This is a genomic window from Rhodococcus sp. NPDC060090 (assembly GCF_042729855.1).
Classification (GTDB): domain Bacteria; phylum Actinomycetota; class Actinomycetes; order Mycobacteriales; family Mycobacteriaceae; genus Rhodococcus.
The window spans coordinates 95,381-120,237 of sequence record NZ_JBHWXB010000017.1; the positions used below are offsets into that span (position 1 = coordinate 95,381).

Below are 24,857 nucleotides of genomic sequence, written 5' to 3' on the forward strand. Positions count from 1 at the left end.
CTCACGCCCCGAAGAGTCTGCGACGCAGGGCCGACGCGTTGCCGAAGATGCGGATGCCGAGGACCACGATGACCGCGGTGGAGAGCTGCGTGCCGACGCCGAGTTGGTCCCCGAGCCACACGATGAGTGCAGCGACGAGAACGTTGAAGACGAACGAGACGACGAAGACCTTCGCGTCGAAGATGTCGTCGAGGTAGGCACGCAGACCGCCGAACACGGTGTCGAGGGCTGCGACGACCGCGATCGGTAAGTAGGGCTGCACCACGTCGGGCACCTGCGGGCTGAATACGATCCCGGCAACGATGCCGATCACGAGTGCCAGCACCGCATACAGCGCCTGACCGTGCCGAAGGTGCTTCACCGATTCCCCACTTCCCTAGCCGATTCGACAGTACGCACTGTGGCCGCCGGCAGTTCGAGCTCGTCGGACTCGGCGATCGTGAAACCTACCCCGTAGAGCTGCTTGATGCCCGAGAGCCTCAGGTATGCGTCACTCACCACGAAATCTGTCTGCATCCGAGACCGAGGTCCGACGGCGGAGACGACGTACGGCGAGAACACCGGCCGGTTGTCGACGAGCATCGCTCCCCCGGCCTGCCGGATGGTCACACCGGGGCCGATACGGACGTCGCCGACCGATACAGCTTCGGCACCGCCCGCCCACAGCGCATTGACCACGGCTTGCAGGTCTCGGTCGAGGACGGTCGCGGTAGTGCCGGTGTCGTCGCGCACCGACGAATCCGACAGGTTCGGTCGAGCGGACGGATCCGAGAGGGTGACAGTGATCCCGGGACCGTCGACAGGTACGGCCGCGGCAGCGAGCTGCGCGGCGCGCAGCTCGTCGAGGGTTGCCGCACCCCGGGCATCGTGAGCGACCAGTTCGGCGCTGCGCTGTTCGACGGTGCCTGCCAGTTCATCGCGGCGGGTCACGAGGGTGGCGATACGTTCGTCACTGGTGCGCATCGAATCGAGGATCTCGGCGCGGGCTTGATCGGCGCCCGGTTCACGATCCGCATTTTCGGCATACGCAACACCGAGAACGAGACCGGCGAGGACGCTACCTATGACGAGCCAGACCCTGGTGCGTGTCGGGGATGACGCAGTGCGTCCGGCTGCCCGATCGGCCGCCGCAGCAGCATATCCGGGGTCGAGGTGGTCCTCGAGCAGTGATTTGAGCAGCGACGGAACCGGGTTTCGGGGGATCTGTTCCCAGCGGCGACTCACTCGGTGCGCTGCCCCTCGCGCGAGGGCACGACACGGGCGATCCATCCGGCCTGAACGAGGTAGAGCAGTCCGGTCCATACGTAGAGCGCCGAGCCCCAGATCAGCGCGGCCCAACCGAGTGGATGCGCGACAGCGGACGTTGCGGGCGCCGCCAGGTCGAGCAGGAGCAGCGGAAGCGCGCACATGAGGAGGAACGTCGCGCCCTTACCCAGGTAGAGAACATCGGGTGGGGGCATCCCGCGGCGCCGGTACACGGCGAGGGTCGGGGCGAGAACGAGTTCACGTCCGATCAGGATCGCGGCCATCCACCAGGGGATGACGTCCCGCGCCACGAAAGCAATGAGAGTGGTGACGATGTAGAGACGATCGACCATGGGGTCGAGCAGCGCGCCGAGTCGGGAAGTCTGATCGAGCAGTCGGGCGAGCTTGCCGTCGGCCCAGTCCGTGAAGCCACTGAGGAAGAGGATGGCAAGCGCCCACCCGTCGGCGTGGACGACAAGGATCAGATAGAGGAAAAGCGGGATTCCGAGCAACCGGACGAAGCTGAGGAGGTTCGGGATGGTGAGGATGCGGTCGGCACCGGGAGTGGTGTCGTCCGGTGTCGTCACGTCACCCATCGTGCCCCCTTCGTGTCTGCCCGGTCGCGCCGGTCAAGCCTTCCATATCCGCCGCGGGCAACTTCAGGTGGTGGTCAACGCCATGCGAACACAGGTTGTTCGAGACCGTCGACTCGCGTATGCCGACGGTGGAGGGCAACCTCACGGAACTGATAGACCACTGCGGCGGTGGGTGCGTGGATGAGGTGACCACGGAACGGCCACTGGATCACGGGTTTGTCGGATTCGGGAATGTCGACGAATCGGGGTTCACTGTCCAACTCGGCTTCGGTAACGGAGAAAAGGACATCGACCTCGTCCGGACTCGGTTTCAGGTCCGCGATCGCGGCGTCGGACCACACGACGAACGGTGACATCACATATCCGGATCGGGTGATGTAGTCGTCGAGGCGCCCGACGATGGCGTCCGGCGCGGCATCGAGTCCGAGTTCTTCGTGCAGTTCCCGCAACGCCGCCACTTCTGGGGTCTCCCCCGGGTCGAGACGTCCGCCTGGGAGCGCGAACTGGCCTGGGTGTGCGCGCAGCTTCGTCGGTCGTCTCGTCAAGGGCATGACGGGCTTGCCGGTCCCGTCGTCGAGTACGGCTATGACGACAGCGGCGTGACGGCGCCCCTCGAGCGGAATCCGACGCGAGTCGAAGCCTGCAAGGGAGTCCTGGAGTGCAGCGTGCGTCAGTGCGCTCGGTGTGGGCATGGCTCGAGATTATCCCACCTGAATTCGGATTATTTAGGTATTCCGTCCTGTCCGAAATCGGGTGATCCGAATTGGAGACAGGGATATCCGGTCCGACTACGCTCCCCTCAGGTGTGACTTCGCCGTCCCTCATCGAGCCAGGAAGGCACCCGTGACCGCCGATCCCCCAGGGCTGGACCCCGCCGGCCTGAACACTGCACTCCTCCACACTTTCCTGGAGTCCGCTGCACCCGACCTCTTCGACGGGCCACTGACCGCCCGCTTGATCAGCGGTGGGCGATCGAACCTGACCTACGGGGTGAGCGACGGCAGGCGGGAGCTGGTCCTGCGTCGACCACCGCTCGGACACGTGCTGAAGACCGCGCATGACATGACGCGCGAACACCGCGTGATCACCGCACTCGCAGGAACCGATGTGCCGGTACCGCGCACCTACCTTCTGTGCGACGACTCCGAGATCATCGGAGCACCGTTCTACATCATGGATCTGGTCGAGGGCACACCGTTCCGTACCGCAGAGGAGCTCGCACCCCTGGGCGCGGATCGGGTGCGGGCGATCTCCGAGCGGATGGTCGACACCCTGGCAACACTGCACGCGGTGGATCCGAAGACCGTGGGCCTCGAAGATTTCGGCCGCGCCGAGGGGTTCCTCGAACGTCAGGTTCGACGCTGGCAGACCCAACTCGATGCGTCCCGGAGCCGCGCGCTCGCCGGCGCCGACGAACTTCACCGGCTACTGGTCGAGCATCTGCCCGCGTCGAGCGGGACGACGATCGTGCACGGCGACTACCGCCTCGACAACGTACTCATCGACGAGCTCGATCACGTTGCGGCGGTGCTGGATTGGGAGATGGCAACCCTCGGTGATCCACTCACCGACGTCGCGCTGCTCATGGTCTACCAGCAGCTTGCCCGCATGGACGGGCCCGTTCCGGTGTCGACGGTGTCGCGCGCCCCCGGTTTTCTCGACGACGACGCACTACTGTCCCGTTATGCCGACGCGAACGGACGTGACCTGTCGGGCATGGCCTTCCACTTGGGGCTGGCATATTTCAAGCTCGCGGTGATCGTCGAGGGGATCCATTTCCGGTTCCTGCAGGGGCAGACCGTGGGCGAGGGTTTCAGCGCGTTCGGCGACGCCGTGGAACCCCTCCTCCACGAGGGGATCTCCGCACTCCAGCGGTAAGATTCCTCCATGCCACATCCGATCATGTTCGACGACACGGATCCGTTGCTGGCACGGCTTCGCACCCTTGTGCTGGCATATCCCGGCGCTCAGGAGAAGATCTCGCACGGCCGGCCGTTCTTCTTCACGAAGACGTCGTTCGCGGTATACGGCGGCGCCGAGAAGGACACGCGCACGCCGTTCCCTCGATCGTTGATCGTCAAGCCCGACGCCGACGAACGCCTCGCCCTGCTCAATGAACCCCACACGTATCTGCCTATGTACCTGGGTCCGGCGGGGTGGGTCGGCTACGACCTCGACCGCGATGAGCTGGACTGGGACGAAGTCGCCGAATTGGTCGACATGTCCTTTCGTGAGACGGCTCCCGTCACCCTGGTACGCGAACTGGACACGCGCCTCGGTTGAGTCGCGTCCCAGCGTCGTGTGCGGGTGCCGGCTCGATCAGCCGGGGCTACCGCTGATGTTGACCATCCACTGCACACCGAACTTGTCGATGCACATTCCGAAGCTGTCGCCCCAGGGCGCCTTCTCGAGCGGCATCGCGATAGTGCCGCCCTCGACGAGTGCGTCCCAGTAGCCGCGGAGCTCGGATTCGTCGTCGCCGCTGAGGGAGATGGAGAAGTTGGTTCCCGGGGTGTTGTCCATTCCCGGGGGCGTGTCCGAGGCCATGAGCACGAAACCGCTGTCGGTCGTGAGCATCGCGTGCATGATCTTGCTGTCCACGGCGGCGTCGCCGGTGGGTTGCCCCTCACCGAAGGTACTGATGTCGAGTTCTCCGCCGAAGACGGATCGGTAGAACGCCATCGCGTCGCGCGCAGTGTCGCGGAAACTGATGTACGGGTTGAGTCGAGAGGTCACGGTCTGCTCCTGATCTGTGGGGATGGAGGAATCGCAGCTACACAGATGGACTCTGTGCGTCGCCGTTTCTCATCGTGGTCCGATCACGCTCGATCGAGGAGACTTTCGGCCGGTTCCGGTTCACGACACCGAAATCGTTCGCCTCACGTACTCCTCGTGGTCCACAGCCGAAGCGAGCGCCCGGCCGACCTTGGTGCGAGCGACGTGCCAGCCCGCGAGTTCCCCGGCGACCGAGGTGAACGGTGCTCCGTCGTCGGTAGCGTCGGTGAGATTGACCGGTTGCACGAGTGTCCAATCGAGAATGCTCTCGTGAACGACACCGTCCTGGATCACGGTGTCGGCGATCTGAGGCCCGAGAAGAAGCGAGAACATGAGCTTGTACCGGAGTGGCAGTCTGCCGTCGGTGTCGCCCACGCCGTAGGTGGTCTGGACGACGAGGCGCCGCACGCCGTGACGTCGCATCGCGTCGATGGCGTTACGGGTCCCGGTCGAGCGCACATCGATCGACGTGTGAGCGGGGCCGCGCAGCCGCACGCGTACAGGGTTCTCGGTGATTCCGAGGGTGACGATGACGGCATCGTGACCGCGGACGGCCCGATCCACGTCGTCCGGCCGGGTGGCATCGCCGATCACGGCGCTGGGCCCGTCACCGAAGGTGCGCTGGGCGGCGGGAATACGCACCATGACGGTGACGTCATGGCCGCGGTCGAGGAGTGCGGTGACGGCAGCGCGGCCGGAGCCGCCTGTTGCACCGATGACGAGCACTTTCATGACACTCTCCTGAAGTTGTCCGGATGATGTGTCCACCGTATGAAGCGCCCTCAGGACGTTCTATGACCATTGGTCCGCACTACATGCTCTTTCGTCCACTGGCGCTGGACGATGAGGCATGCAGCAGCGAGGGTGGACACATGACGGTCGAGAGCGTGAGGGGCACCGAGGACGTGCTCTACCCGTGGACGCCGATCGATCCGCTCGCGGAAGCTCTGCACCTGCTGCGGATGCGCGGGGGCTTCTATTGCCGGTCGGAATTGAGTGCGCCGTGGGGATTGGAGATGCCCCCGATCGCCGACAGTGTGAGCTTCCACCTGGTCGTCTCGGGCGAGATGTGGCTCGAGGTGCCCGATTCGGCACCTCAACGGCTCCTGCCCGGGGATTTCGTCGTCGTTCCGCACGGTGCGGGACACGTGATGCGCAGCGCCCCGAGTGCACCGAACGCTGGGCGTGTCGACCTACTCCCCCAGACCATGATCGGCGATCACTATTCGGTTCTGCGCCACGGCGGGGGCGGTGCACGCTCCACCCTGGTGTGCGGGGTCGTCGAGTTCGATCATCCGACCGCGCGTCGCCTGGTGGCGCTGCTGCCACCCATCCTGCGGATGGACGCGGCGGGGTCGGCGACACGCAGCACGACGACGCAGGTGTTGTCGTTGATGGCCGAGGAAGCCCGGCACGCGCAACCGGGCGGGGAAGCGGTGCTCACACGATTGGCGGACATTCTTGTGATCCTGGCCATCCGGAGTTGGATCGATTCCGCGCCTGCTGCGCAGAACGGATGGGTGGGCGCCCTTCAGGATCCACAGGTCGGCCGTGCACTCGCCGCAGTGCACCGCGCCCCCGATCGTCCATGGACAGTCGAGTCCCTGGCGAGGGAAGCGGCGATGTCGCGGTCGGCGTTCGCGGCGCGGTTCACCGATCTGGTCGGCGAACCGGCGATGCGATACGTCGGTCGGTGGCGGATGGAATCGGCGACCGTCGCGTTGATGGACGGTGCGACGGTCGCCGAACTCGCGTCGAGGTCGGGCTACGAGTCCGAGGCCGCCTTCTCGAAGGCGTTCAAGAGGATCACGGGCGCATCGCCGGGGTCGGTTCGCCACCGCACCGATGGCACATTCCCCACTCGTCGGTAACGCGTGGGGATCCGCGTCAGGACAGTGGCTTGTGCACTCTATGGGCCGGTGGGTACGCCGACATGCTCTCGACGTTCGGCCTTGATCACCTCGAACAGACTTGTCCAGTTGTCTCTGCCGTGTCCGGCGGCGGTCGCTGCGTCGTACAGGTTCTTGACGGCCTCCATGGAAACTTCGGACTGAACCGATACCGCGGAGTTGCCGAGACAAACGAAAAAGCTCCGGTGAGATCAGATCTCACCGGAGCTTTTCGGTCGGGCTGACAGGATTTGAACCTGCGACCACTTGACCCCCAGTCAAGTGCGCTACCAAGCTGCGCCACAGCCCGTCCGCGCTCTCGTCGAGCGCTCGTTGAGATTACAACAGGTACGGACTGAAACGCGAATCGGCTGGTCAGCGCCGTTTCGGGGGTTCGTGGCTACTTGCGGCGGTCGCGCTTCTCACGCACCCGCACGGAGATCCGAACAGGGCTGCCGTCGAAGTTGAATTCCTCACGCAGCTTCCGCTCGAGGAAGCGGCGGTAACCGGCCTCGAGGAAGCCGGTGGTGAACAACACGAACGTCGGCGGACGGGTCGCAGCCTGGGTTGCGAACATCACACGGGGCAGACGCCCACCTCGCATCGGTGGCGGTGTCGCGGCCACCACTTCCTTGAGCCAGTTGTTGAGCCTGCCCGTGGAGATGCGCTTGTCCCACGAGTCGAGTGCCGTGTCCATGGCGGGCACGAGCTTCTGCACTGCGCGGCCGGTCTTGGCGGAAATGTTGACCCGTGCGGCCCACGGGATCCGCATGAGATCGCGTTCGATCTCGCGCCCGAGTTCGTGGCGTCGGTCCTCGTCGACGAGGTCCCACTTGTTGAACGCGATCACCAATGCCCGACCCGATTCGACGATCATGGTGATCACCCGCTGGTCCTGCTCGGTGATCGGCTGCGACGCGTCGATGAGCAGAACCGCGACCTCCGCCGCGTCGATGGCAGCCCGGGTGCGCAGCGAGGCGTAGAACTCGGCCCCCGACGCGTGTGTGACGCGCTTGCGGAGACCGGCGGTGTCGACGAACCGCCAGGGCTTACCGGCGAGTTCGACCAGGGAGTCGACCGGATCGACAGTGGTACCCGCGACATCGTGCACCACCGAGCGTTCGTCGCCCGACAACTTGTTGATCAGACTCGACTTGCCGACATTCGGCTTACCGACAAGGGCAACACGGCGCGGTCCTCCCCCACCGGTGCCCTCACGCGGCGTGGGCGGCATCTTCTCGAGCAGATCGTCGAGCAGATCGCCGGTGCCACGACCATGCGTCGCGGACACCGAATACGGCTGGCCGAGCCCCATCGACCACAACGCGGCCGCCTCGGCCTCGACGCGGTCGTCGTCGACCTTGTTGGCGACGAGCAGCACTGGCGTCTTCGACCGGCGCAGCACCTTGGCGACGGCCTCGTCGACGGAGGTCGCGCCGACGGTGGCGTCGACCACGACCAGGATCGCGTCGGCGGTGCGCATGGCGATTTCGGCCTGGCGCGCCACCGACTGCTGCATGCCCTTGGCATCGGGTTCCCAGCCGCCGGTGTCCTGGACCATGAAACGTCGGCCGTTCCAGTTGGCCTCGTACGACACCCGGTCGCGGGTGACCCCGGGGACGTCCTCGACGACAGCTTCACGTCGGCCGATGATGCGGTTGACGAGGGTTGATTTTCCGACATTGGGGCGGCCGACCACCGCCACGGTCGGAACGGGGACGAACTCTTCGAGATCGACTCCGCTCTCGAGGTCGAGGTCCCAATCCGATTCCTCCGACCATGTGCCGTCGAAGCCTTCGTTGGTGTATTCCGTTGTGACGTCGTCGCTCACAGCGCCGCTCCCGTCTGCTCGGTGACCACAGCGGTCAACGCCGCAGTCACCTCATCGATGTTCATGTCGCTGGTGTCCACGACGACAGCGTCGTCCGCGGCGCGCAGAGGCGACACTGCGCGCGTGGAATCGAGATGGTCGCGACGCCGCACCGACGCGAGCACCGCGTCATAGTTGTCGCCGCGCCCTTCCGCAATGTTCTGCGCATTGCGTCGCTGTGCGCGTGCTTCCGCCGATGCGGTGAGGAAGATCTTCACATCCGCTTCGGGGAACACCGCCGTGCCGATGTCGCGTCCCTCGACGACGACGCGGTGAGCCGCGAGGCCGAGGCGCTGCTGCGCCGCGACCAGCAGTTCCCGCACCTCGGGGACGGCGGAGACAGCAGAGACCGCCGCGGTCACCTCCGCGCCGCGGATCTCCTCACGCACGTCCTGCCCGCCGAGTCGGATGTCCTCGACCTCGGGGTCGGTACCGATCGACCACGGGAGGTCGGCGACGGTCGCGGCAATCGCGTCGGCGTCGGCCGGGTCGGTGCCGCGGCGCAGAACATGCAGCGTCGCGATTCGGTACATGGCACCGGTGTCGAGGTAGGCCGCACCGAGATGCCGTGCGAGCCGCTTGGACACGCTGGACTTGCCCGTGCCCGACGGTCCGTCCATCGCGATGATCAATGCGCCTTCCGGGGTGGCGGTCACAGTCCCACCGCCTGGTAGAGACCGCCGACCTCGTTGCGTCCGAGGACGCGGAGGGTTCCGGGACGCTGGTCGCCGAGCGCAACGGGACCGATGTTGGTGCGCACGAGCCGGACCACGGGATGGCCGACGAAGTCGAGCAGTCGGCGCACGATGTGCTTGCGGCCCTCATGCAGGTCCAGACGTACGAGGGACTGTCCTTCGTACGCCTCGACCAGCGCGAACTTGTCGACCTTGGCGGGACCGTCCTCGAGTTCGACACCGGCCTTGAGCTGCTTGCTGATCCCGCGTGGGAGCACACCCTTGACCGTCGCGAGATAGGTCTTGTTGACCTCGAAGGACGGATGCATGAGCCGATGCGCGAGTTCACCGTCGTTGGTGAGCAACAGCAACCCTTCGGTGTCGGCGTCGAGTCGGCCGACGTGGAACAGGCGCTGCCCCGCGGCGACACGTTCGGAGACGATGTCGCCGACGCAAGGGCGGCCCAGGTCGTCGGACATCGTGGACTGCCATCCGCGGGGTTTGTTGAGGACGAGATGGACTAGGTCCTTCTTGACGACCACGCGAACACCGTCGACACGGATCACGGCGTTCTCGGGGTCGACACGCAACCCCTGCTCACGAACGATGGCTCCGTCGACCTCGACGCGGCCGCGGTCGATCATGTCCTCTGCGGCGCGCCGCGAGGCCACGCCTGCCTGGGCCAGGACCTTCTGCAGTCGCACGCCCTCGCCTGCCGGCAGCTTCGTCGGTGCGGCGGTGCTGTGCTGGTGGCGGGCGGGCTTGGCATTGCTGATGGTCGGCGTCGACGAGGTCCGGCGGGCCTGAGGCTTCGACGCGGCGGGCCGGCCTCGCTTGTTCAGCGGGGCTCCCCCCTGACCACGATGGGGTTTCTTACCTGCAGCGGTATTCCCTGCAGTGGGGTTCCCGGCATCCTGAGAGCGGGGGTCCGACCGGCGGGCGGAGGAAGTGGATCTGCCGGTGCCCTGCCCCTTCGCGGGGCGGGCGGTACGTTTCTGGTCCGGTGTGCCATCACGGCGAGCGGGCTTTTTCACTTTGTTCCTGTCAGTTTTCTGGATCGAACTCCGCGCGTGAGAGTGTCTCGGCGCGCGCGTTCTTGCCTATTCTCTCAAACCTCGGGTCCGCTTCGAGGCTGTCGCTGATGTCATCGATCACATCTACGTCGGGCAACAGGGGTCCGACGGGCGGAAGATCGCTCAGCGACGCGAGGCCCAGACGTTCGAGAAACAGCTCGGTGGTGGTGTAGAGGGTGCCTCCGGTGTCGGAATCCGTGCCGAATTCGGCGATCAGATCACGCGCGAGCAACGTGCGCATCACCCCGTCGACGTTGACACCGCGCACCGCACTGACGCGGCTGCGGGTAACCGGTTGCCGGTAGGCGACGACGGCGAGGGTTTCCAAAGCTGCACGGGTGAGCTTGGTGCGGGCCCCGCCCTGGAGGAGCTTCTCGACGTAGGGGGCGTAGTCACGGCGAGTGTAGAACCTCCAGCCGTCCCCCGCGAAACGCAGATCGATGCCGGAGCCGCGCGCATCCAGATCGGTCGCGAGCGCGCGGAGAGCACGCTCGGCTCGGTCGGCGGTGACACCGATCGCGGCGGCGAGCTGATCTGCGGATGCGGGTGTGTCGACCACCAGGAGCAACGCTTCGAGCGCGGCGGTGAGTTCGTCGTCGGCCATGTCGAGCAGTTCGCCGTCCCACGAACGCTCGTCACCGGCCGGGTCCTGCGTTTCCTGCTCGGGCAGTGCGGGGCCCGGGATGTCGGCGCTCACCCGTAGTCCTCCTCGAAGTCGATGGCGTTCTCGTCGTTCTCACCGGTCCAGGCCACCTGGAGTGGCCCGAGCGGGTCGGGCTGGTCGAAGGTGACGACGCGTTCGCGGTAGAGCTCGAGCAGCGCGAGGAACCGCGCGACCACAAGCAGTCCGTGCTCACAGTCGGCTGTGAGGACCTCGAAGCCGACCCACTGCCCGGCACCCTTGTCCTTCAGCAGAGCAAGGATGTGTGCGGCCTGCTCGGGGACCGACACCGTCGAGACGTGCAGGTGGTCGAGCCCGACGGTGGGGATCGGCTTGGGGCGGAATGCCGCGGCGGCGATCTCGGCGAAGCGCTGCGCGTCGACTCCGAGGACGACTTCCGGCACGAGGTTCTCGAAGCATTCTTCGAGCGACACCGCACGCGGGTAGCGGCGGAGCGCAGCGCTCTCGAGTTCGGCGAAGTGCTCGGCGATCTGCTTGTACGCCCGGTACTGCAGCAATCGCGCGAACAGCAGGTCGCGGGCCTCGAGCAACGCGAGATCCTCGAGGTCGTGGACGTCGCCGGAGGGCAGCAGACGGGCCGCTTTGAGGTCGAGCAAGGTCGCGGCGACGACGAGGAACTCGGTGGTCTGGTCGAGTCCGAGTTGGGGACCGAGTTTCCGGGTGTAGGCGATGAATTCGTCGGTGACCTCATGCAACGCGACTTCGGTGACATCGAGGCGGCGCTGCGAGATCAGGGTGAGGAGCAGATCGAAGGGGCCCTCGAAGTTGCGGAGCCGGACCCGGAATCCGCCGTTGTCAGCATCCTCGGATTCCGGAGGCCGGCCGGTGTTCTCGTCGACGACAGCAACAGCGGAGTCCGCAGCGGCGGAATCCTGTGTGAGAGCGGACACGGATCAGCGGCCGGCCCGGTGGATCACTTCGCGGGCGAGCGACCGGAACGACTCGGCACCACCTGATTTCGGCGCCCAGGTGATGATCGGTTCGCCGGCAACACTGGTCTCGGGAAATTTGACGGTGCGGGCGATGACGCTGTCGTAGACGAGGTCACCGAAGACCTCGACTACCCGGGACATCACTTCGCGGCCGTGCAACGTCCGCGAGTCGTACATGGTCACGAGGATGCCCGCGACGGCGAGGCGCGGGTTGAGCCGATCACGCACCTTGGCGACGGTGTCGTTGAGCAGAGCGAGACCGCGAAGGCTGAAGAATTCGCACTCCATCGGAATCAGTACGGAGTCTGCGCAGGCCAGCGCGTTGACGGTGAGCAGGCCGAGCGACGGCTGGCAATCGACGAGGATGTAGTCGTACCGTTCGAGAACCGGATACAGGGCACGGCCGAGTGCCTGTTCGCGCCCCACCTCGGACACGAGCTGGATCTCGGCGGCAGACAGGTCGATGTTGCTCGGCAGCAGGTCGAGGTTCTCGATGTGAGTGTGGATCAGTACGTCGTCGGTATCGGCTCGGGGTTCGACCAGCAGATTGTGGACCGTCAGCTCGAGATCGTGGTGGGCGACCCCGAGTCCGGCGGACAATGCACCCTGAGGGTCGAGGTCTACGAGCAGCACGCGGCGGCCGCATTCGGCGAGAGCGGCACCCAGGTTGATGGTGGAGGTGGTCTTGCCCACCCCGCCCTTCTGGTTGCACATGGCGATGATCTTGGCGGGGCCGTGCGACGCCAGCGGTGGCGGATCGGGGATGTGTCGGCGTGGCCTGCCTGTGGGGCCGAGGTCGGTCCCGTCGGTCGGCGCAGCCTCGATATCGCCGATCGGCGGAGCCTGGGTGATGTCCACCGTCGATTCGTCGCCGGGTCCGTCGTCAGGTGATTCCGGTTCGGCCGGCGAACGGTACTCGGCAACGGAACGGACCGGTGCCGGCCAACCCTGCATGGCCGCGTGTGCAATGTTCAGATGTGTGCTGTCTGTGGCAGATGGCCGAGGTGTGCCCACGAGCGGTGCTCCCCCTGTTCTGCGTCCTACTGTGCATCTAGCGAGCTGTGCATCCAGCGATGCGAAAACCGTTGTCGTCGAGTTGCCGAACGGTTGCTGTTCCGTATCCGGAACGCTACCGCGTCCTCGCCCCTTGAACGCTACCGCCTGGGTGCGTGTCGCGCGTACGGACACGCATTTCGGGGACACTCCGATCAGCGTGCGCGGGGATGCGCACCGGCCCAGACCTCTCGCAACGCGCCGACAGTGACCAACGTGTAGATCTGCGTCGTCGTCACAGAAGCATGCCCGAGCAACTCCTGCACCACGCGTACGTCGGCGCCTCCGTCGAGCAGGTGGGTCGCGAACGAATGTCGGAGTGTGTGCGGTGAGACCCCCGTCCCGATAGCTGCGCGCTCGGCTGCGGTCTGCAGTACCTGCCACGCGCTCTGCCGCGACAAGCGCCCGCCCCGTGCGTTGAGGAACAACGCGGCGGTGTGGCCGGCGGCGAGGACGGGCCGACCCCTCACGAGATAGGCGTCGAGCGCCGCGAGCGCCGGTCGGCCGACGGGCACGAGTCGTTGCTTACCGCCTTTTCCGTGCAGGAGCACCGCCCTGGAGTCGGTGTCCACGTCGTCGACATCGAGCCCGACCGCCTCGGAGATGCGGGCACCGGTCGAATACAGCAGTTCCAACAGAGCCCGGTCGCGGAGGCCACGGGGCCCGTCCGCCTCGCCGCCGACCGCATCGAGAATTGCCGTCACCTGGTCGACGGTCAGCGACTTCGGGAGACGCCGCCCCGCGGTGGGGGGCTTGACGGCACGCGCAACGTCGCTCGGCGTCCGACCTTCGGCCGCAGCGAACCGGTGTAGTCCACGTACCGCGATCAAGGCGCGCGCGACCGAGCTGGCAGCGAGCGCTGGGCGATCCCGGTCGGGGTCACCGCGACGCAACACCGCCACGAACTCGGCGACGTGCTCCTCACGGACTTCCGCGAGATCACTGATCCCACAGTCCGTGAGGTAGTCCCGATAGCGGGCCAGATCTCGTCGGTAGGACGACAGGGTGTTGGCGGCGGCACCGCGTTCGACAGTGAGGTGGTCGAGATAGGTGTCGAGTTGTCCCGCCAGCACCGACGTCACTCCCCCGCGCGGGTGCGGGAGAACGCGCCGGGCCGGTCCGGCCACGGCGCGTCGGGAGGTCGCAGCTCGACCCCGGCGGTGTGTGCGGCAGCCGATGCGAGGATGCCCGACACCGCGGTGGCGTTGACGATCTCGCCGCACAATGCCATGGACACGGCCTCGCCGAGAGGCACCCGGTGGATCTCCAGGTCGGCTTCCTCGTGTTCCGGTTCGGGCCGATCCACCTCGGTCAGGCCGCGGGCTACGAAGACCCGGACCGCTTCGTCGGTGAAGCCGGGCGACAGCGCGACGTCGACGAGCGTCTCCCAGTGTTCCGCCACGAGCCCGGTCTCTTCCGCGAGTTCACGTTTCGCAGCGTCGAGCGGTGACTCGCCTGCCTCGTCGAGGAGACCGGCGGGCAACTCCCACAGTCGCCGGCCGAGTGGGTGCCGGTACTGGTGGATCAGGACCAGTCTGTCCTGATCGTCGATAGCGACGACCGCTACCGCACCGAAGTGTTCGACCACCTCCCGGTGGGCGGTGTGCCCGTCCGGCATCGCGACCTCGTCGACGCGCAGCGACACGATGGCACCGGTGTAGATGCGCTGCGTGGACAGGGTCCGGAATTCGTGTCGCTGCGCCACGCGCTAGTCCGCGTCGGTGCTGCTGGACGTGGACGCCACGGCCTCGACGGAGTCGACGGCGAGGTCGTCGACGGTGCGCTTGCCGTCGTCCCCGTGAACGTCGACCGGAAGTCGTTCGGCCGCTTTGTACTTCAACGCAGCGGAGACCAGCCCGGCGAACAGGGGGTGCGGCCGGGTGGGCCGGCTCTTGAGCTCCGGATGAGCTTGGGTGGCGACGAAGAACGGATGTACGGCCGCCGGGTACTCGACGAACTCGACGAGTCGCCCGTCCGGTGAGGTACCGGAGAACAGGAGCCCGGACTTCGCGATCCGCTCGCGGTAGGCGTTGTTGACCTCGAAGCGGTGTCGGTGCCGCTCGGATACCTCGTCGGTGCCGTACGCCTTCGCGACGACCGATCCCTTGGCCAGGACCGCCGGGTAGGCACCGAGACGCATGGTGCCACCGAGGTCGGCTTCACCGGCCACGGCCTGTTCCTGATCCGCCATCGTCGAGATCACCGGCGCGGTGGTGTCGGGGTCGAACTCGGTGGACGAAGCATCCGAGATACCGATCGAACGTGCCGCTTCGATGACGACGCACTGCAGACCGAGGCACAATCCGAGCAGCGGAATCTTGCGGGACCGCGCGAAACGGATCGCGCCGAGTTTGCCCTCGATACCGCGGATACCGAAGCCGCCCGGAATCAGGACCGCGTCGACGTCGCCGAGGTGCGCCTGCGCGCCGGTCTCGGTTTCACATTCGTCGGACGCGACCCAGCGGATCTTCACCTTGGCGCGGTGCGCGAATCCACCTGCACGCAGCGCTTCGGTAACCGACAGGTACGCGTCGGGCAGGTCGATGTACTTGCCGACGAGTGCCACCTCGACGGTTTCCCGAGGCTTGTGGACGCGGTCGAGCAGATCTCCCCACACCGTCCAGTCGACGTCGCGGAACGGGAGTCCGAGCTGACGCACGACGTAGGCGTCGAGGCCTTCGCTGTGCAGCACCTTGGGGATGTCGTAGATGCTCGGTGCGTCGGGGCACGAGATGCAGCCCGCGACGTCGACGTCGCACATCAGCGAGATCTTGGCCTTGAGGGACGCGGGGACGTCGCGATCACATCGCAGCACGAGCGCGTCGGGCTGGATGCCGATGTTGCGCAACGCCGCTACCGAGTGCTGCGTGGGCTTCGTCTTCAGCTCACCGGACGGGCCGAGGTACGGCACCAGCGACACGTGCAGGAAGAAGCAGTTGTCGCGGCCGACTTCATGGCGGACCTGACGGGCCGCCTCGAGGAACGGCTGGGATTCGATGTCGCCGACGGTGCCACCGATCTCGGTGATCACGACATCCGGCGTGTAACCCTCGGTATCGGGTGCGGACATCGCGAGGACGCGACGCTTGATCTCGTCGGTGATGTGCGGAATCACCTGGACGGTGTCGCCGAGGTACTCGCCGCGACGTTCCTTCGCGATCACGGTCGAGTACACCTGACCGGTGGTGACGTTCGCGTCGGCGTTGAGGTTACGGTCGAGGAAACGCTCGTAGTGACCCACGTCGAGATCGGTTTCGGCACCGTCCTCGGTGACGAACACCTCACCATGTTGGAACGGATTCATGGTGCCCGGATCGACATTGAGATACGGATCGAGTTTCTGCATGGTCACGCGCATTCCGCGCGCGGTGAGCAGCGCACCGAGACTCGATGCGGTGAGTCCCTTGCCCAGCGAGGATGCGACGCCCCCACTGACGAAAATGTGCTTGGTAGGGGTACGCGATTGGCGTGACTGTGGCAACGAAGCTCCCGTGACGTCAGGTGCAGGACTTTTGGACTTCAGACGATACAGCTGGGGCCTGCCGACCCACGGAACTTCACGGTAACACCTGTGGAGGCCGGTGCGTACCCGAGTCGCGATTGTGGGGCATCGATGCTGCGGACATCACAGCGCGAGAAGAAACCGGGTCCGGTCACCGCGCGGTGGATCCCACGGTGACCGCGGCCGCACCGGGCCCGGTTCCGTAGCGGCCGGCGCCGCCGTCGAACTGCTCGCGCAGGGCCAGCACCGCAGTGCTCCGCCCTGCCTCGCGGTCCAGATTGTCGACGGTGGACAGCCCTGCCGACAGAGCCGCGTCGGCGCGGACCACCGCGAGCGGGCCGTTGCCGGTCGCCGATTCGGGCCGTCCGGCAAGGACGGCGCCCGCGCCACGGGTGTCGACGGCTGCCGCGAAACGGGCGATGAGTGCACCGCGGTTGCCGCCGTCGAGATCCTCGACGCCACTGCCGGTGAGTACCAGTGCGGACTGGGCAGGCTCGACGACTCCGTCGTAGGAGATGAACCCGCCGCTGCGCAACGCGGACAATGCAAGCTCGCGTTCCTCCGGGGTGCTACGAGGCGCTCCGGAAGCGGGATCCACCAGGAGTGCGGCACCGAGCAGGTCGCCGGCGAGACTGCCGGGATCGACCGCGCCGGTCTGCAGTTGCACGCCCGCCGGGATGATGTTGGTGACCGTGGTGCGGAGCATGTCGGCGCCGGCCGCATCGAGGAACGAGTCGGTCAGCGACAGTCGTCCCGTCACGGTGCCACCCGCGGAGGCCACAGCACGTATGACCGCGTCGAGATCGGCAGGATCGGCATCGGGGGTCGTCACCACGAGCACGGTGCGATCGACGAGTTCATCGCGGACCACGCGCGGCGCGACAGTGGCCTCGAATTCGTCGGCGGCACGCAGCTCCGAGTCGAGTCGATTGGCTCGGTCGTGTTCGGCTTGCAGTTCGCGGCCCATGTCCGCCTTGTCGTCACGCAGGCCGGCTACGAGGCTGTTCGACAACAACCCTGAGCCGAGGACGACACCGAGACCGAGTGCCAAGAACACTGCGATCAGGGAGACCGCGTGCTGGCGCATCGAGATCACTCGAACTGACCCCGAACCCACTCGACGGAGTCGGCAGACCAGGTCGTGACCCAGTCGACGACGTCGCCGCCCAGGTTGGACACGACCAACGCGGCGATCACGGCGATGAGCGCTGCGAAGACGAGCAGCGCGATGATGCCACCGGAAACGCGGCTGCGGTACAGGGTGGCGACGGCTTTCGAATCGACCAGTTTCGGACCGACCTTGAGGCGCGTCATGACCGCCGACGGGTTGGTGTCGCGGCGACCCTGATCGAAGAATTCATCGAGGGAGACGGTGCTTCCGACGGTCACGACGAGTGCCGCGCCGTGATGGTCGACGAGGAGCAGCGCGAGGTCGGTGGAGGTGCCTGCCGCGGGGAACGTCATCGCACCGATCCCGAGATCCTGGATGCGTTCGAGTCCGGGCGCGTGTCCGTCCGGATCGGCGGGCAGGACGACCTCGGCGCCGGACTGGAGAGTGGAGGTGCCGATGCCGTCCGGGTCGCCGATGATCAGGTCCGGCCGATAGCCGGCTTTGGTCAGGGCATCGGCACCGGAGTCGACGCCCACCAGGATCGGTGAGTATTCCTTGATGAAGGGCCGAAGGTTTTTCAGGTCCTGCGCGTGGTCGGGTCCGCCGGTGACCACCACGACGTGCCGATCCTGCAGGTCGAGATCGATATCGGGGATGCCCACCCCGTCGATGAGCAGCGGGCTCTCCGAGCGGATGAACTCGATGGTGTTGCCCGAGAACGCCTCGAGATGGTCGACCAGGCCGGTCTTCGCCTCGATCATGCGATCGGAGATCTCGGCTTCGGTCTGTTCCTCACCTTCGACGAGCAGACGTTCCCCGGCGTAGACACCGCCGTCGTGGAGCCGGACCTTGGCGCCGTCCTTGATCTTCTTGAACAGATCCGACCCGACACTGTCGATCAGGATGATGTCGTTGGCGACGAGGACTTCCGGGCCGAGGTTGGGATAGCGACCGGAAATCGACGCCGATGCATTGACGACCGCGGTGACCCCCGCTTCGACGAGAGCGTCGGCGGTGACCCGATCGAGGTCGACGGCGTCGAGGATGACGATGTCGCCGGGACCGACCCGGCGGACCAGTTTTGCGGTGTTCTTGTCGACCCGGGCGATACCGCTCACTCCGGGCAGCGTTTCATTGTTGCGGGACAGCAGCGCCGGCATCTTCATGGTGAGAATGATGCTCCTGAGGTGCGATGCGGTTGTGGAGGCGCGCCGGACGACGCGGGAGTTCACCTCGCTTCACCTCGCGGCCATCGCGGCCGAGCTCAGCCCTCCCGTTCGGCGTGCGCCATGGCGAGCAGTTCCTCGGCATGTGCCCGGCCGGTCTCGGTGTCGTCGAGCCCGGCAAGCATCCGCGCCAGTTCGGTGACCCGCTCGGTATCGGTCAAGGTGCGCACGCCGCTACTCACCACACCGGCCGCGTCGTCGACCTTGTCGACCACCAGATGAGTGTCGGCGAATGCGGCGACCTGTGGCAGGTGGGTGACGACGATGACCTGGTGCGTGCGCGAGAGTCGGGCCAGACGGCGACCGATCTCGACCGCGGCACGGCCACCGACGCCGGCATCCACCTCGTCGAACACCATGGTGGCGCCGCGCTCGGAGGCGGCGAGGACCACCTCGAGTGCCAGCATGACCCGCGACATCTCACCGCCCGACGCGCTGCGAGCGATGGGCAGGGCCGGCGCGCCGGCGTGGGCGGCGAGACGGAACTCGACGTCGTCGACCCCCGATTCGCCTGCGTGCACCGTTCGGTCCCCCACGGGAAGGGGCGCAGAATCTCCCGCGCCTGCTTCACGGTCACGGACGTGTACGTCGAGCACGGCACGACCCATCGCGAGTCCGGCGAGCTCCTTGCTCACCGCCTTCGCAAGTCTGGTTGCGGCTTTGCTCCGCGCCGCCGTCAACGCACCGGCGGCTTCCGCGGTCGCGGTGGCTTCGCTGTCCACTTCGGCGGCGAGCTTCTCGAGTGCCTCGGAGGACACGTCGAGCCGCGACAGCCGCTCGCGCGCATCGTCGGCCCAGTCGAGCACCCCGTCGATGTCGGCGGCGTACTTGCGGGTGAGGGTCTTCAGTTCGGCCTGGCGGGTCAGCAGCGATTCGAGTGCGCCAGGATCGGACGGGAGACCGCCCAAATAGCCGGAGAGATCTGCGGTGACATCGGTGACCACCGTGATTGCCTCGGCGAGCCGCGGACCGAGTTCGCACAGCGCCGGATCGTCGCTGCCCTCGACACGGGACCGGGCTTCGCCGAGCAGGTCGAGCGCGGACGCGGACTCCCCTGCGTCGGCGCTGTCGTATCCGGCAAGGACGCCGTGTGCGGCCGCAGCCGCTTCGCGCAGTGAATCGAGATCCGACAGACGCAGGACATCGGCGACGATCCGTGCATCTTCGCCTCGTTCGGGGGCCACCCTGTCGATCTCGTCCAGTCCGAACTGCAGCCGGTCCGCTTCCTGGGCCAACTCTCGCGCCCTGTTCGTGCGGTCGAGGAGTTCGGAGCGGGCATCGAGCCACCGTCGCCGGTGCGTGCGGTAACGCTCCCGGAGCGACGTGATGGCCTTTCCGCCGAATCGATCGAGGGCAGCGCGCTGCTGGTCGGGACGGAGCAGGCGGAGCTGGTCATTCTGCCCGTGCACTGTCAGCAGCGGGTCGGTGAATTCGGAAAGCAAGCCGACCGGGATGCTGCGGCCCCCGAGGTGTGCCCGGGATCCTCCGTCGCTGTTGACGGTCCGCACCGCGATGATGCTGCCGTCGTCGTCGCGTTGCGCACCTGCCGATTCGAGTAGCCGCGCCACTTCCTTCTCGACGTGACTGTTGCCCCCGTCGACACTGAAGCGGCCTTCGACCACCGCACGCGACGCTCCCACCCGTACCCGTGCAGAGTCGGCGCGCACGCCGGACAGCAGGTGCAGGCTGGTCACGACCATGGTCTTGCCGGCACCGGTTTCACCGGTCAGCACCGTCAAGCCTCCGTCGAACCGGGCACTTGCCTCGGTGATCACACCGAGGTTGTCTATCCGGATCTCTGCGAGCACCTAGAGTTTCCTTCCCCGCCAGCCCTTCACCGGAAGATCGAACTTGCGCACCATCCGATCCGCAAACGGTGCCGAATCCAGCCGTACCCATCTCACGGAATGCTTCCCCCGGACGACCTCGAGGCGGCCTCCGGCAGGAAGTTCGAGCGTGCGGCGCCCATCGCAGAACACGAGGCCGGCATGGCTTCCCGCGAGGGTCTCGACCGCAATGATCGATTTCGGACTGGTGACCAGCGGACGCGCGAACAACGCGTGGGCATTGCTCGGGATCACAAGAAGCGCTTCGAGTTCCGGCCACACGATCGGGCCACCCGCGGAGAACGCGTAGGCCGTCGACCCGGTCGGGGTGGCGATCAGCACACCGTCGCCACCGAAGGACGACACCGGACGTCCGTCCACTTCGAGAACCACCTCGAGGACGCCGAGTCGCGATTGGTTCTCGAGACTCGCCTCGTTGAGCGCCCACCCGCGGTCGACGATGACATCGTCCACGCGGATCGTCACGTCGAGGGTCATCCGGTTCTCGACCGAGTACTGCTTGCGCACCACCTGGTGCAGGGCCTCTTCGAGATGGTCTGCTTCGGCTTCGGCCAGGAAGCCGATCCGGCCGAGGTTGATGCCGAGTACCGGCACCGATACGTGTTGTGCGAGCTCTGCAGCACGCAGGAAGCTCCCGTCACCGCCGAGGACGATGACCATCTCGCAACCGGCCGCTGCATCGGGACCCGATTCGACGATCCGGATCCTGCCGCCGGGAACCTCCAGCGCTCCGAGGCCGGTGCTGACCGCTTCGTCCTCGAGGACACGCAGGACGATCCCGGCGTCGCCGAAGAGTTTCGCGACCCGCTGAGCGGTGGTGGCAATCTCTTCCCTACCCGAATGCGACACGAGCAGGACCTCGCGGCCCTGCGTCCCGGACGTCGATTCGCCCGACCCTGTTGTCACTGAGGTCCTTCCTGCACCGCTTGCTCGATGAGTTCGACCACCCTCGTGTCGGGGTCGGCCGTATCCGGTTCTCCGGCCCGAAGCCACAGGAAGTACTCCACGTTCCCCGACGGGCCTGGTAGCGGGCTGGCGACCGCCCCCAACGTGCGAAGCCCGAGTGTCCGGGCGTCGCGTGCTACGTCGAGTACCGCCTCCGTCCGCAGCGCGGGGTCGCGCACGACACCGCCGCTACCGACGCGGTCCTTCCCCACTTCGAACTGTGGCTTGACCATCGGGAGCAGGTCGGCGCCCGGCGCGGCGCACCGGACGAATGCTGGGAGCACCAGGCGCAGCGAGATGAACGACAGGTCCGCCACGACGACGTCGGCCGGTCCTCCGATCGTCTCGGCGTCGATATTACGCACGTTTGTTCGATCGATCACGTGGACACGTTCATCCGACTGCAGTCGCCACACCAGTTGCCCGTATCCGACGTCGACCGCGACGACCTCGGACGCACCCTCATGGAGCAACACATCGGTGAAGCCACCGGTCGACGCGCCGGCGTCGAGGCAGCGTCGGCCCGAGATCTGCAGGCCGGATGGGGTGAACGTCTCGAGTGCACCGAGCAGTTTGTGCGCACCCCTCGACGCCCATGACACTTCGTCGGTGACGTCGTTGACGATGAGCGGGGTGTTCGCTTCCACTGCGGTCGCCGGCTTCGTCGCGACGGCGCCGGCAATCAGCACTCGTCCGGCTGCGATCAGTTCACTGGCGTGCTCACGGGAACGTGCCAAACCGCGGCGCACCAATTCTGCATCGACACGTGCTCTGCGCGCCATGTCAGATCTTGTCCACGGTCGACAGCGCCTGGACAAGCACGTCGTGCGCCTGCTCGAGCAGCTGCGCCTGCCTTCCGATCGAGGCGGCGGTATCACCGACCTGGCCTTCCTCCTGCACACGCGCAAGCAGGCGGTCGACCTCGACATGCACAGCATCGGGGTCGACACCGGGGCCGGCGCCGGGAAGGTGTTCTCCTGGACGTGGAATCGACATGCTCATCGTCGACTACGCTAGTCGATGATCGACACGGCGGACACATCGCACGACTGCTGTCAGGACTCCGGGACCCACTGTGCGACCACGCGGCGGGCTGCCTCATCCGAACCCACGATCGCACCGAAACCCGGGTGTGCCCACGCCACGTCGAGGACGCCCCTCAGCGCTGCCATGGATGCGTCTGCGGAACCGGCCGTGTCGGCCCCGTTCACCGTCGACGTGAGGTGCAGGTCGCCGTCGTCCACGGCGACCGTCCACCCGTTTCCGGGCTCCACACGTAGCACCGATGCAGCGGTGTCCAGGCATTCGAGGGACGAAGCGACATAAGTGGGTCGCTGGTGGGCGGGTGCACGCAACAGATCCTCGATGGTGCTCACCCCGGTCAGGACCAGCAGCGAGTCGACGCCGACTGCGTTCGCGCCCTGGATATCGGTGTCGAGCCGGTCACCGATGACGAGGGGGCGATCCGCCGAGGCACGGCGGATCGCATCGTCGAGCAGTGGTGCGGCAGGCTTGCCGGCGACGATCGGCGTGCTCCCCGTTGCCGATACCAGCGCCGCCACCATCGAGCCGTTGCCGAGAACGAGCCCGCGTTCGGTCGGCAGCGTGGAGTCGACGTTGGTCGCCACCCACAGGGCGCCGGCCCGGATTGCGAGGGTCGCCTCGGCGAGGATGCGCCATCCGGTGTCGGGAGAATGCCCCTGTACGACGGCTACCGGTTGCGCGTCCGCGGTCCGGACCGGTTCGAGCGACACCGCGGAGATCTCCTCCGCAAGCGCGTCCGTACCCACCACCAGAATCTTCGATCCCGTGGGGAGGCGTTCGGCCAAGAGGCGAGCAGCGGACTGCGAACTCGTCACCACCGAATCGGTATCGGCGACGAACCCGAGTTCCTGCAGATGCTGCGCGACTTCGATCGGACGTCGGCTGGCGTTGTTCGTCACATACAACATGCGATCGCCGCCGCTGAGGGCCTCACGCGCCCCGGGAACCGCTTCCGCTCCCCGATAGACGGTGCCGTCGAGGTCGAGCAGCAGGACGTCGTACCGGGACCGCAGTGTCTCCGAACTCACAGATTGTCTCCGGTGAGCTCGTCCACCCGCTCTTCTGCGTCGGTGACGCCCTCGAGATCCGCTGCCGAAGAATGCAGGAACCACTGCAGGCCTTCATCGGTGCGCCCGGCCGCTACCAGCGCATCTGCGTATGCGTAGAACAGGCGTGCCGCGGAGGTGCCGGTCCGCTCGGGATCCAGATCTGGCGTCTGCAGGGTGACCACGGCCTGATCGATCTGGCCGAGGTCCATACGCGCACCCGCGACGACGATGCGCAGCTCCGATGCCTCGTCACCGGTCAGCTTGCGCGCTTCCTCACTGCGACCGAGCTCGACGGCCTTCTCGGGACGACCCAGACCGCGCTCGCAGTCGGCCATGACGGCCAGCAGGCCGGTTCCCCCGGACATCCGGCGGGCAGCCCGCAGCTCGGACAGGGCTTCGGCCCACTCCCCGGCGTGATACGCCGTGATCCCCGCTGCTTCACGCACCACTGCGATACGACCGGCGCGCTGTCGAGCGGCACGGGCGTGGGACAGCGCGGTGCGGATATCGTCGTCGATCAGACGCCCGGCCATGACCAGGTGTCGCGCCACAGCGTTCGCGTTCGCCTTGTCCAGGCTCAGCAGATCACGGCGTATGGTCGGATCGAGTTCCGATGCTTCGAGGTCGTCGGGCAGATCCGGTTCATCCGGACGTGCCTCGCGGCGCTGCGGCCGGACTCCTTCGCGGCCCTTGGGATCGAATCCGCCTTCGCCGCCTCGCCGACGGGGTGCTCCCCGATCCGGGCCGCTTCCACGATGGCCCCCGCCGCTACCGCGGCGGTCGTCGGAGGTACGGCGGTCGCCGGACGGGGTACTCGGGCGCCCCGAGTAGCCGGGGCGGTCGCCACGTCGGTCTTCGCCCCGCTGCCGGTCGTCGCTGCGACCGAAGCCGGATCCCTGCCGTCCCCGGTCTCCGCTGCCACGCTCGCCACCGGAGCGGTCCTGGCGCGGACGGTCGCCGTACGGACGATCACCACTGCGGGAGTCGCTGCTTCGGCGATCGTCACCGCGGCGATCGTCACCGCGGCGGTCGTCGCGGCCACGAGTGGGTCGCCCCTCTCCGCCATGGGACTGTCCGCGGTCGTCTTTTCGTTCTTCACCGCGGTCGTTCCGGCGGTCGTCGCCGCTCCGGCCCGACCACGGAGTGGACCCTCCGCTTCGGAAGGACCTACGTTCACCGTTGCTGTCGGACACAGCAAAATCCTTTCATGAAAAACACGAAAGGGGACCCATACGAGTGGGTCCCCTTTCGGAACGGGTGTTCGGCGGTGTCCTACTCTCCCACACCCTGTCGAGTGCAGTACCATCGGCGCAGACAGGCTTAGCTTCCGGGTTCGGAATGGGA

27 protein-coding genes, 1 tRNA gene and 1 rRNA gene are annotated in these 24,857 nt (G+C 66.7%); 3 read left to right on the plus strand and 26 right to left on the minus strand.

All coding sequences use genetic code 11. The features are described from left to right. Position 1: 1 nt before the first annotated feature. The 4 genes from ACFWCF_RS21710 to ACFWCF_RS21725 form a co-directional block, all read right to left on the minus strand. Positions 2-361, minus strand: a complete 360-nt coding sequence (locus ACFWCF_RS21710; protein ID WP_378565832.1) for a small basic family protein — start codon at positions 359-361, stop codon at positions 2-4. Continuing rightward, complete coding sequence (locus ACFWCF_RS21715) at positions 358-1,224, minus strand: DUF881 domain-containing protein (RefSeq protein WP_378565835.1); 867 nt, start codon at positions 1,222-1,224, stop codon at positions 358-360. The genes ACFWCF_RS21710 and ACFWCF_RS21715 overlap by 4 nt, the downstream gene beginning before the upstream one ends. Then, a complete protein-coding gene (locus ACFWCF_RS21720) occupies positions 1,221-1,841 on the minus strand; it encodes a CDP-alcohol phosphatidyltransferase family protein (protein WP_378565838.1) in 621 nt (206 codons plus the stop codon). The genes ACFWCF_RS21715 and ACFWCF_RS21720 overlap by 4 nt, the downstream gene beginning before the upstream one ends. Positions 1,842-1,915: 74 nt before the next feature. Next, positions 1,916-2,533, minus strand: a complete 618-nt coding sequence (locus ACFWCF_RS21725) for an NUDIX hydrolase (protein WP_378565841.1) — start codon at positions 2,531-2,533, stop codon at positions 1,916-1,918. Positions 2,534-2,684: 151 nt separating this feature from the next. Between ACFWCF_RS21725 and ACFWCF_RS21730 the strand changes: the two genes are divergently transcribed. Further along, positions 2,685-3,719: a phosphotransferase family protein gene (locus ACFWCF_RS21730; RefSeq protein ID WP_378565844.1), complete on the plus strand. Its 1,035-nt coding sequence runs from the start codon at positions 2,685-2,687 to the stop codon at positions 3,717-3,719. 9 nt (positions 3,720-3,728) lie between these two features. Continuing rightward, positions 3,729-4,124, plus strand: a complete 396-nt coding sequence (locus ACFWCF_RS21735; RefSeq protein WP_378565847.1) for an MmcQ/YjbR family DNA-binding protein — start codon at positions 3,729-3,731, stop codon at positions 4,122-4,124. A 36-nt stretch (positions 4,125-4,160) separates the two neighbouring features. Here the strand turns inward: ACFWCF_RS21735 and ACFWCF_RS21740 are convergent, their stop codons facing one another. After that, positions 4,161-4,577: a VOC family protein gene (locus ACFWCF_RS21740; RefSeq protein WP_378492482.1), complete on the minus strand. Its 417-nt coding sequence runs from the start codon at positions 4,575-4,577 to the stop codon at positions 4,161-4,163. A 120-nt stretch (positions 4,578-4,697) separates the two neighbouring features. After that, positions 4,698-5,348, minus strand: coding sequence for an NAD(P)-dependent oxidoreductase (locus tag ACFWCF_RS21745; protein ID WP_378565850.1), 651 nt, complete (start codon positions 5,346-5,348; stop codon positions 4,698-4,700). 62 nt (positions 5,349-5,410) lie between these two features. Here ACFWCF_RS21745 and ACFWCF_RS21750 point away from each other — a divergent pair, with 62 nt between their 5' ends. Continuing rightward, positions 5,411-6,487: an AraC family transcriptional regulator gene (locus ACFWCF_RS21750; RefSeq protein WP_378565853.1), complete on the plus strand. Its 1,077-nt coding sequence runs from the start codon at positions 5,411-5,413 to the stop codon at positions 6,485-6,487. Between the two features lie 38 nt (positions 6,488-6,525). On the opposite strand, the gene ACFWCF_RS21755 is transcribed toward ACFWCF_RS21750, so the two are convergent. The 20 genes from ACFWCF_RS21755 to rrf form a co-directional block, all read right to left on the minus strand. Continuing rightward, the gene (locus ACFWCF_RS21755) at positions 6,526-6,654 is read right to left on the minus strand and encodes a hypothetical protein (protein WP_378565856.1); all 129 of its coding nucleotides are present in this window, start codon (positions 6,652-6,654) and stop codon (positions 6,526-6,528) included. Positions 6,655-6,741: 87 nt separating this feature from the next. After that, positions 6,742-6,815, minus strand: a tRNA-Pro gene (locus tag ACFWCF_RS21760). Positions 6,816-6,905: 90 nt separating this feature from the next. Then, on the minus strand, positions 6,906-8,336 hold the full coding sequence (der, locus tag ACFWCF_RS21765; RefSeq protein ID WP_378492487.1) for a ribosome biogenesis GTPase Der: 1,431 nt from the start codon (positions 8,334-8,336) through the stop codon (positions 6,906-6,908). After that, positions 8,333-8,995: a (d)CMP kinase gene (cmk, locus tag ACFWCF_RS21770; protein WP_378565910.1), complete on the minus strand. Its 663-nt coding sequence runs from the start codon at positions 8,993-8,995 to the stop codon at positions 8,333-8,335. Before cmk ends, der begins: the two co-directional genes overlap by 4 nt. Before the next feature lie 32 nt (positions 8,996-9,027). Then, complete coding sequence (locus ACFWCF_RS21775) at positions 9,028-10,083, minus strand: pseudouridine synthase (protein ID WP_378565859.1); 1,056 nt, start codon at positions 10,081-10,083, stop codon at positions 9,028-9,030. 10 nt (positions 10,084-10,093) lie between these two features. After that, positions 10,094-10,726, minus strand: coding sequence for an SMC-Scp complex subunit ScpB (gene scpB, locus ACFWCF_RS21780; RefSeq protein ID WP_378492503.1), 633 nt, complete (start codon positions 10,724-10,726; stop codon positions 10,094-10,096). An 89-nt stretch (positions 10,727-10,815) separates the two neighbouring features. Beyond that, complete coding sequence (locus ACFWCF_RS21785; RefSeq protein WP_378565862.1) at positions 10,816-11,694, minus strand: segregation and condensation protein A; 879 nt, start codon at positions 11,692-11,694, stop codon at positions 10,816-10,818. 3 nt (positions 11,695-11,697) lie between these two features. After that, positions 11,698-12,690, minus strand: coding sequence for a ParA family protein (locus ACFWCF_RS21790; protein WP_378565865.1), 993 nt, complete (start codon positions 12,688-12,690; stop codon positions 11,698-11,700). Positions 12,691-12,944: 254 nt separating this feature from the next. Further along, positions 12,945-13,862: a site-specific tyrosine recombinase XerD gene (xerD, locus tag ACFWCF_RS21795; RefSeq protein ID WP_378492491.1), complete on the minus strand. Its 918-nt coding sequence runs from the start codon at positions 13,860-13,862 to the stop codon at positions 12,945-12,947. 5 nt (positions 13,863-13,867) lie between these two features. Next, positions 13,868-14,494, minus strand: a complete 627-nt coding sequence (locus ACFWCF_RS21800; RefSeq protein ID WP_378565868.1) for an NUDIX domain-containing protein — start codon at positions 14,492-14,494, stop codon at positions 13,868-13,870. Between the two features lie 3 nt (positions 14,495-14,497). Beyond that, positions 14,498-16,270 carry a CTP synthase gene (locus ACFWCF_RS21805; RefSeq protein WP_378565871.1) on the minus strand — a complete coding sequence of 591 codons (1,773 nt, stop codon included), beginning with the start codon at positions 16,268-16,270 and terminating at the stop codon, positions 14,498-14,500. 172 nt (positions 16,271-16,442) lie between these two features. Beyond that, positions 16,443-17,387, minus strand: coding sequence for a copper transporter (locus tag ACFWCF_RS21810; RefSeq protein ID WP_378565874.1), 945 nt, complete (start codon positions 17,385-17,387; stop codon positions 16,443-16,445). After that, positions 17,384-18,568: a putative cytokinetic ring protein SteA gene (steA, locus tag ACFWCF_RS21815; RefSeq protein WP_378565877.1), complete on the minus strand. Its 1,185-nt coding sequence runs from the start codon at positions 18,566-18,568 to the stop codon at positions 17,384-17,386. The genes ACFWCF_RS21810 and steA overlap by 4 nt, the downstream gene beginning before the upstream one ends. A gap of 98 nt (positions 18,569-18,666) precedes the next feature. Continuing rightward, entirely contained in the window at positions 18,667-20,436 is a 1,770-nt protein-coding gene (recN, locus tag ACFWCF_RS21820) for a DNA repair protein RecN (protein ID WP_378565880.1), read from the minus strand. Beyond that, positions 20,437-21,381: an NAD kinase gene (locus ACFWCF_RS21825; RefSeq protein ID WP_378565883.1), complete on the minus strand. Its 945-nt coding sequence runs from the start codon at positions 21,379-21,381 to the stop codon at positions 20,437-20,439. Continuing rightward, a complete protein-coding gene (locus ACFWCF_RS21830) occupies positions 21,378-22,202 on the minus strand; it encodes a TlyA family RNA methyltransferase (protein WP_378565886.1) in 825 nt (274 codons plus the stop codon). The genes ACFWCF_RS21825 and ACFWCF_RS21830 overlap by 4 nt, the downstream gene beginning before the upstream one ends. Position 22,203: 1 nt before the next feature. Then, complete coding sequence (locus ACFWCF_RS21835; RefSeq protein ID WP_378565889.1) at positions 22,204-22,422, minus strand: hypothetical protein; 219 nt, start codon at positions 22,420-22,422, stop codon at positions 22,204-22,206. Between the two features lie 53 nt (positions 22,423-22,475). Then, positions 22,476-23,492: an HAD-IIA family hydrolase gene (locus ACFWCF_RS21840; protein ID WP_378565892.1), complete on the minus strand. Its 1,017-nt coding sequence runs from the start codon at positions 23,490-23,492 to the stop codon at positions 22,476-22,478. Then, positions 23,489-24,706 (minus strand): hypothetical protein, encoded by a 1,218-nt coding sequence (locus ACFWCF_RS21845; RefSeq protein ID WP_378565895.1) that lies wholly within the window; start codon positions 24,704-24,706, stop codon positions 23,489-23,491. The genes ACFWCF_RS21840 and ACFWCF_RS21845 overlap by 4 nt, the downstream gene beginning before the upstream one ends. A 66-nt stretch (positions 24,707-24,772) precedes the next feature. Next, a 5S ribosomal RNA gene (gene rrf / locus ACFWCF_RS21850) occupies positions 24,773-24,857 on the minus strand; the annotation flags it as partial.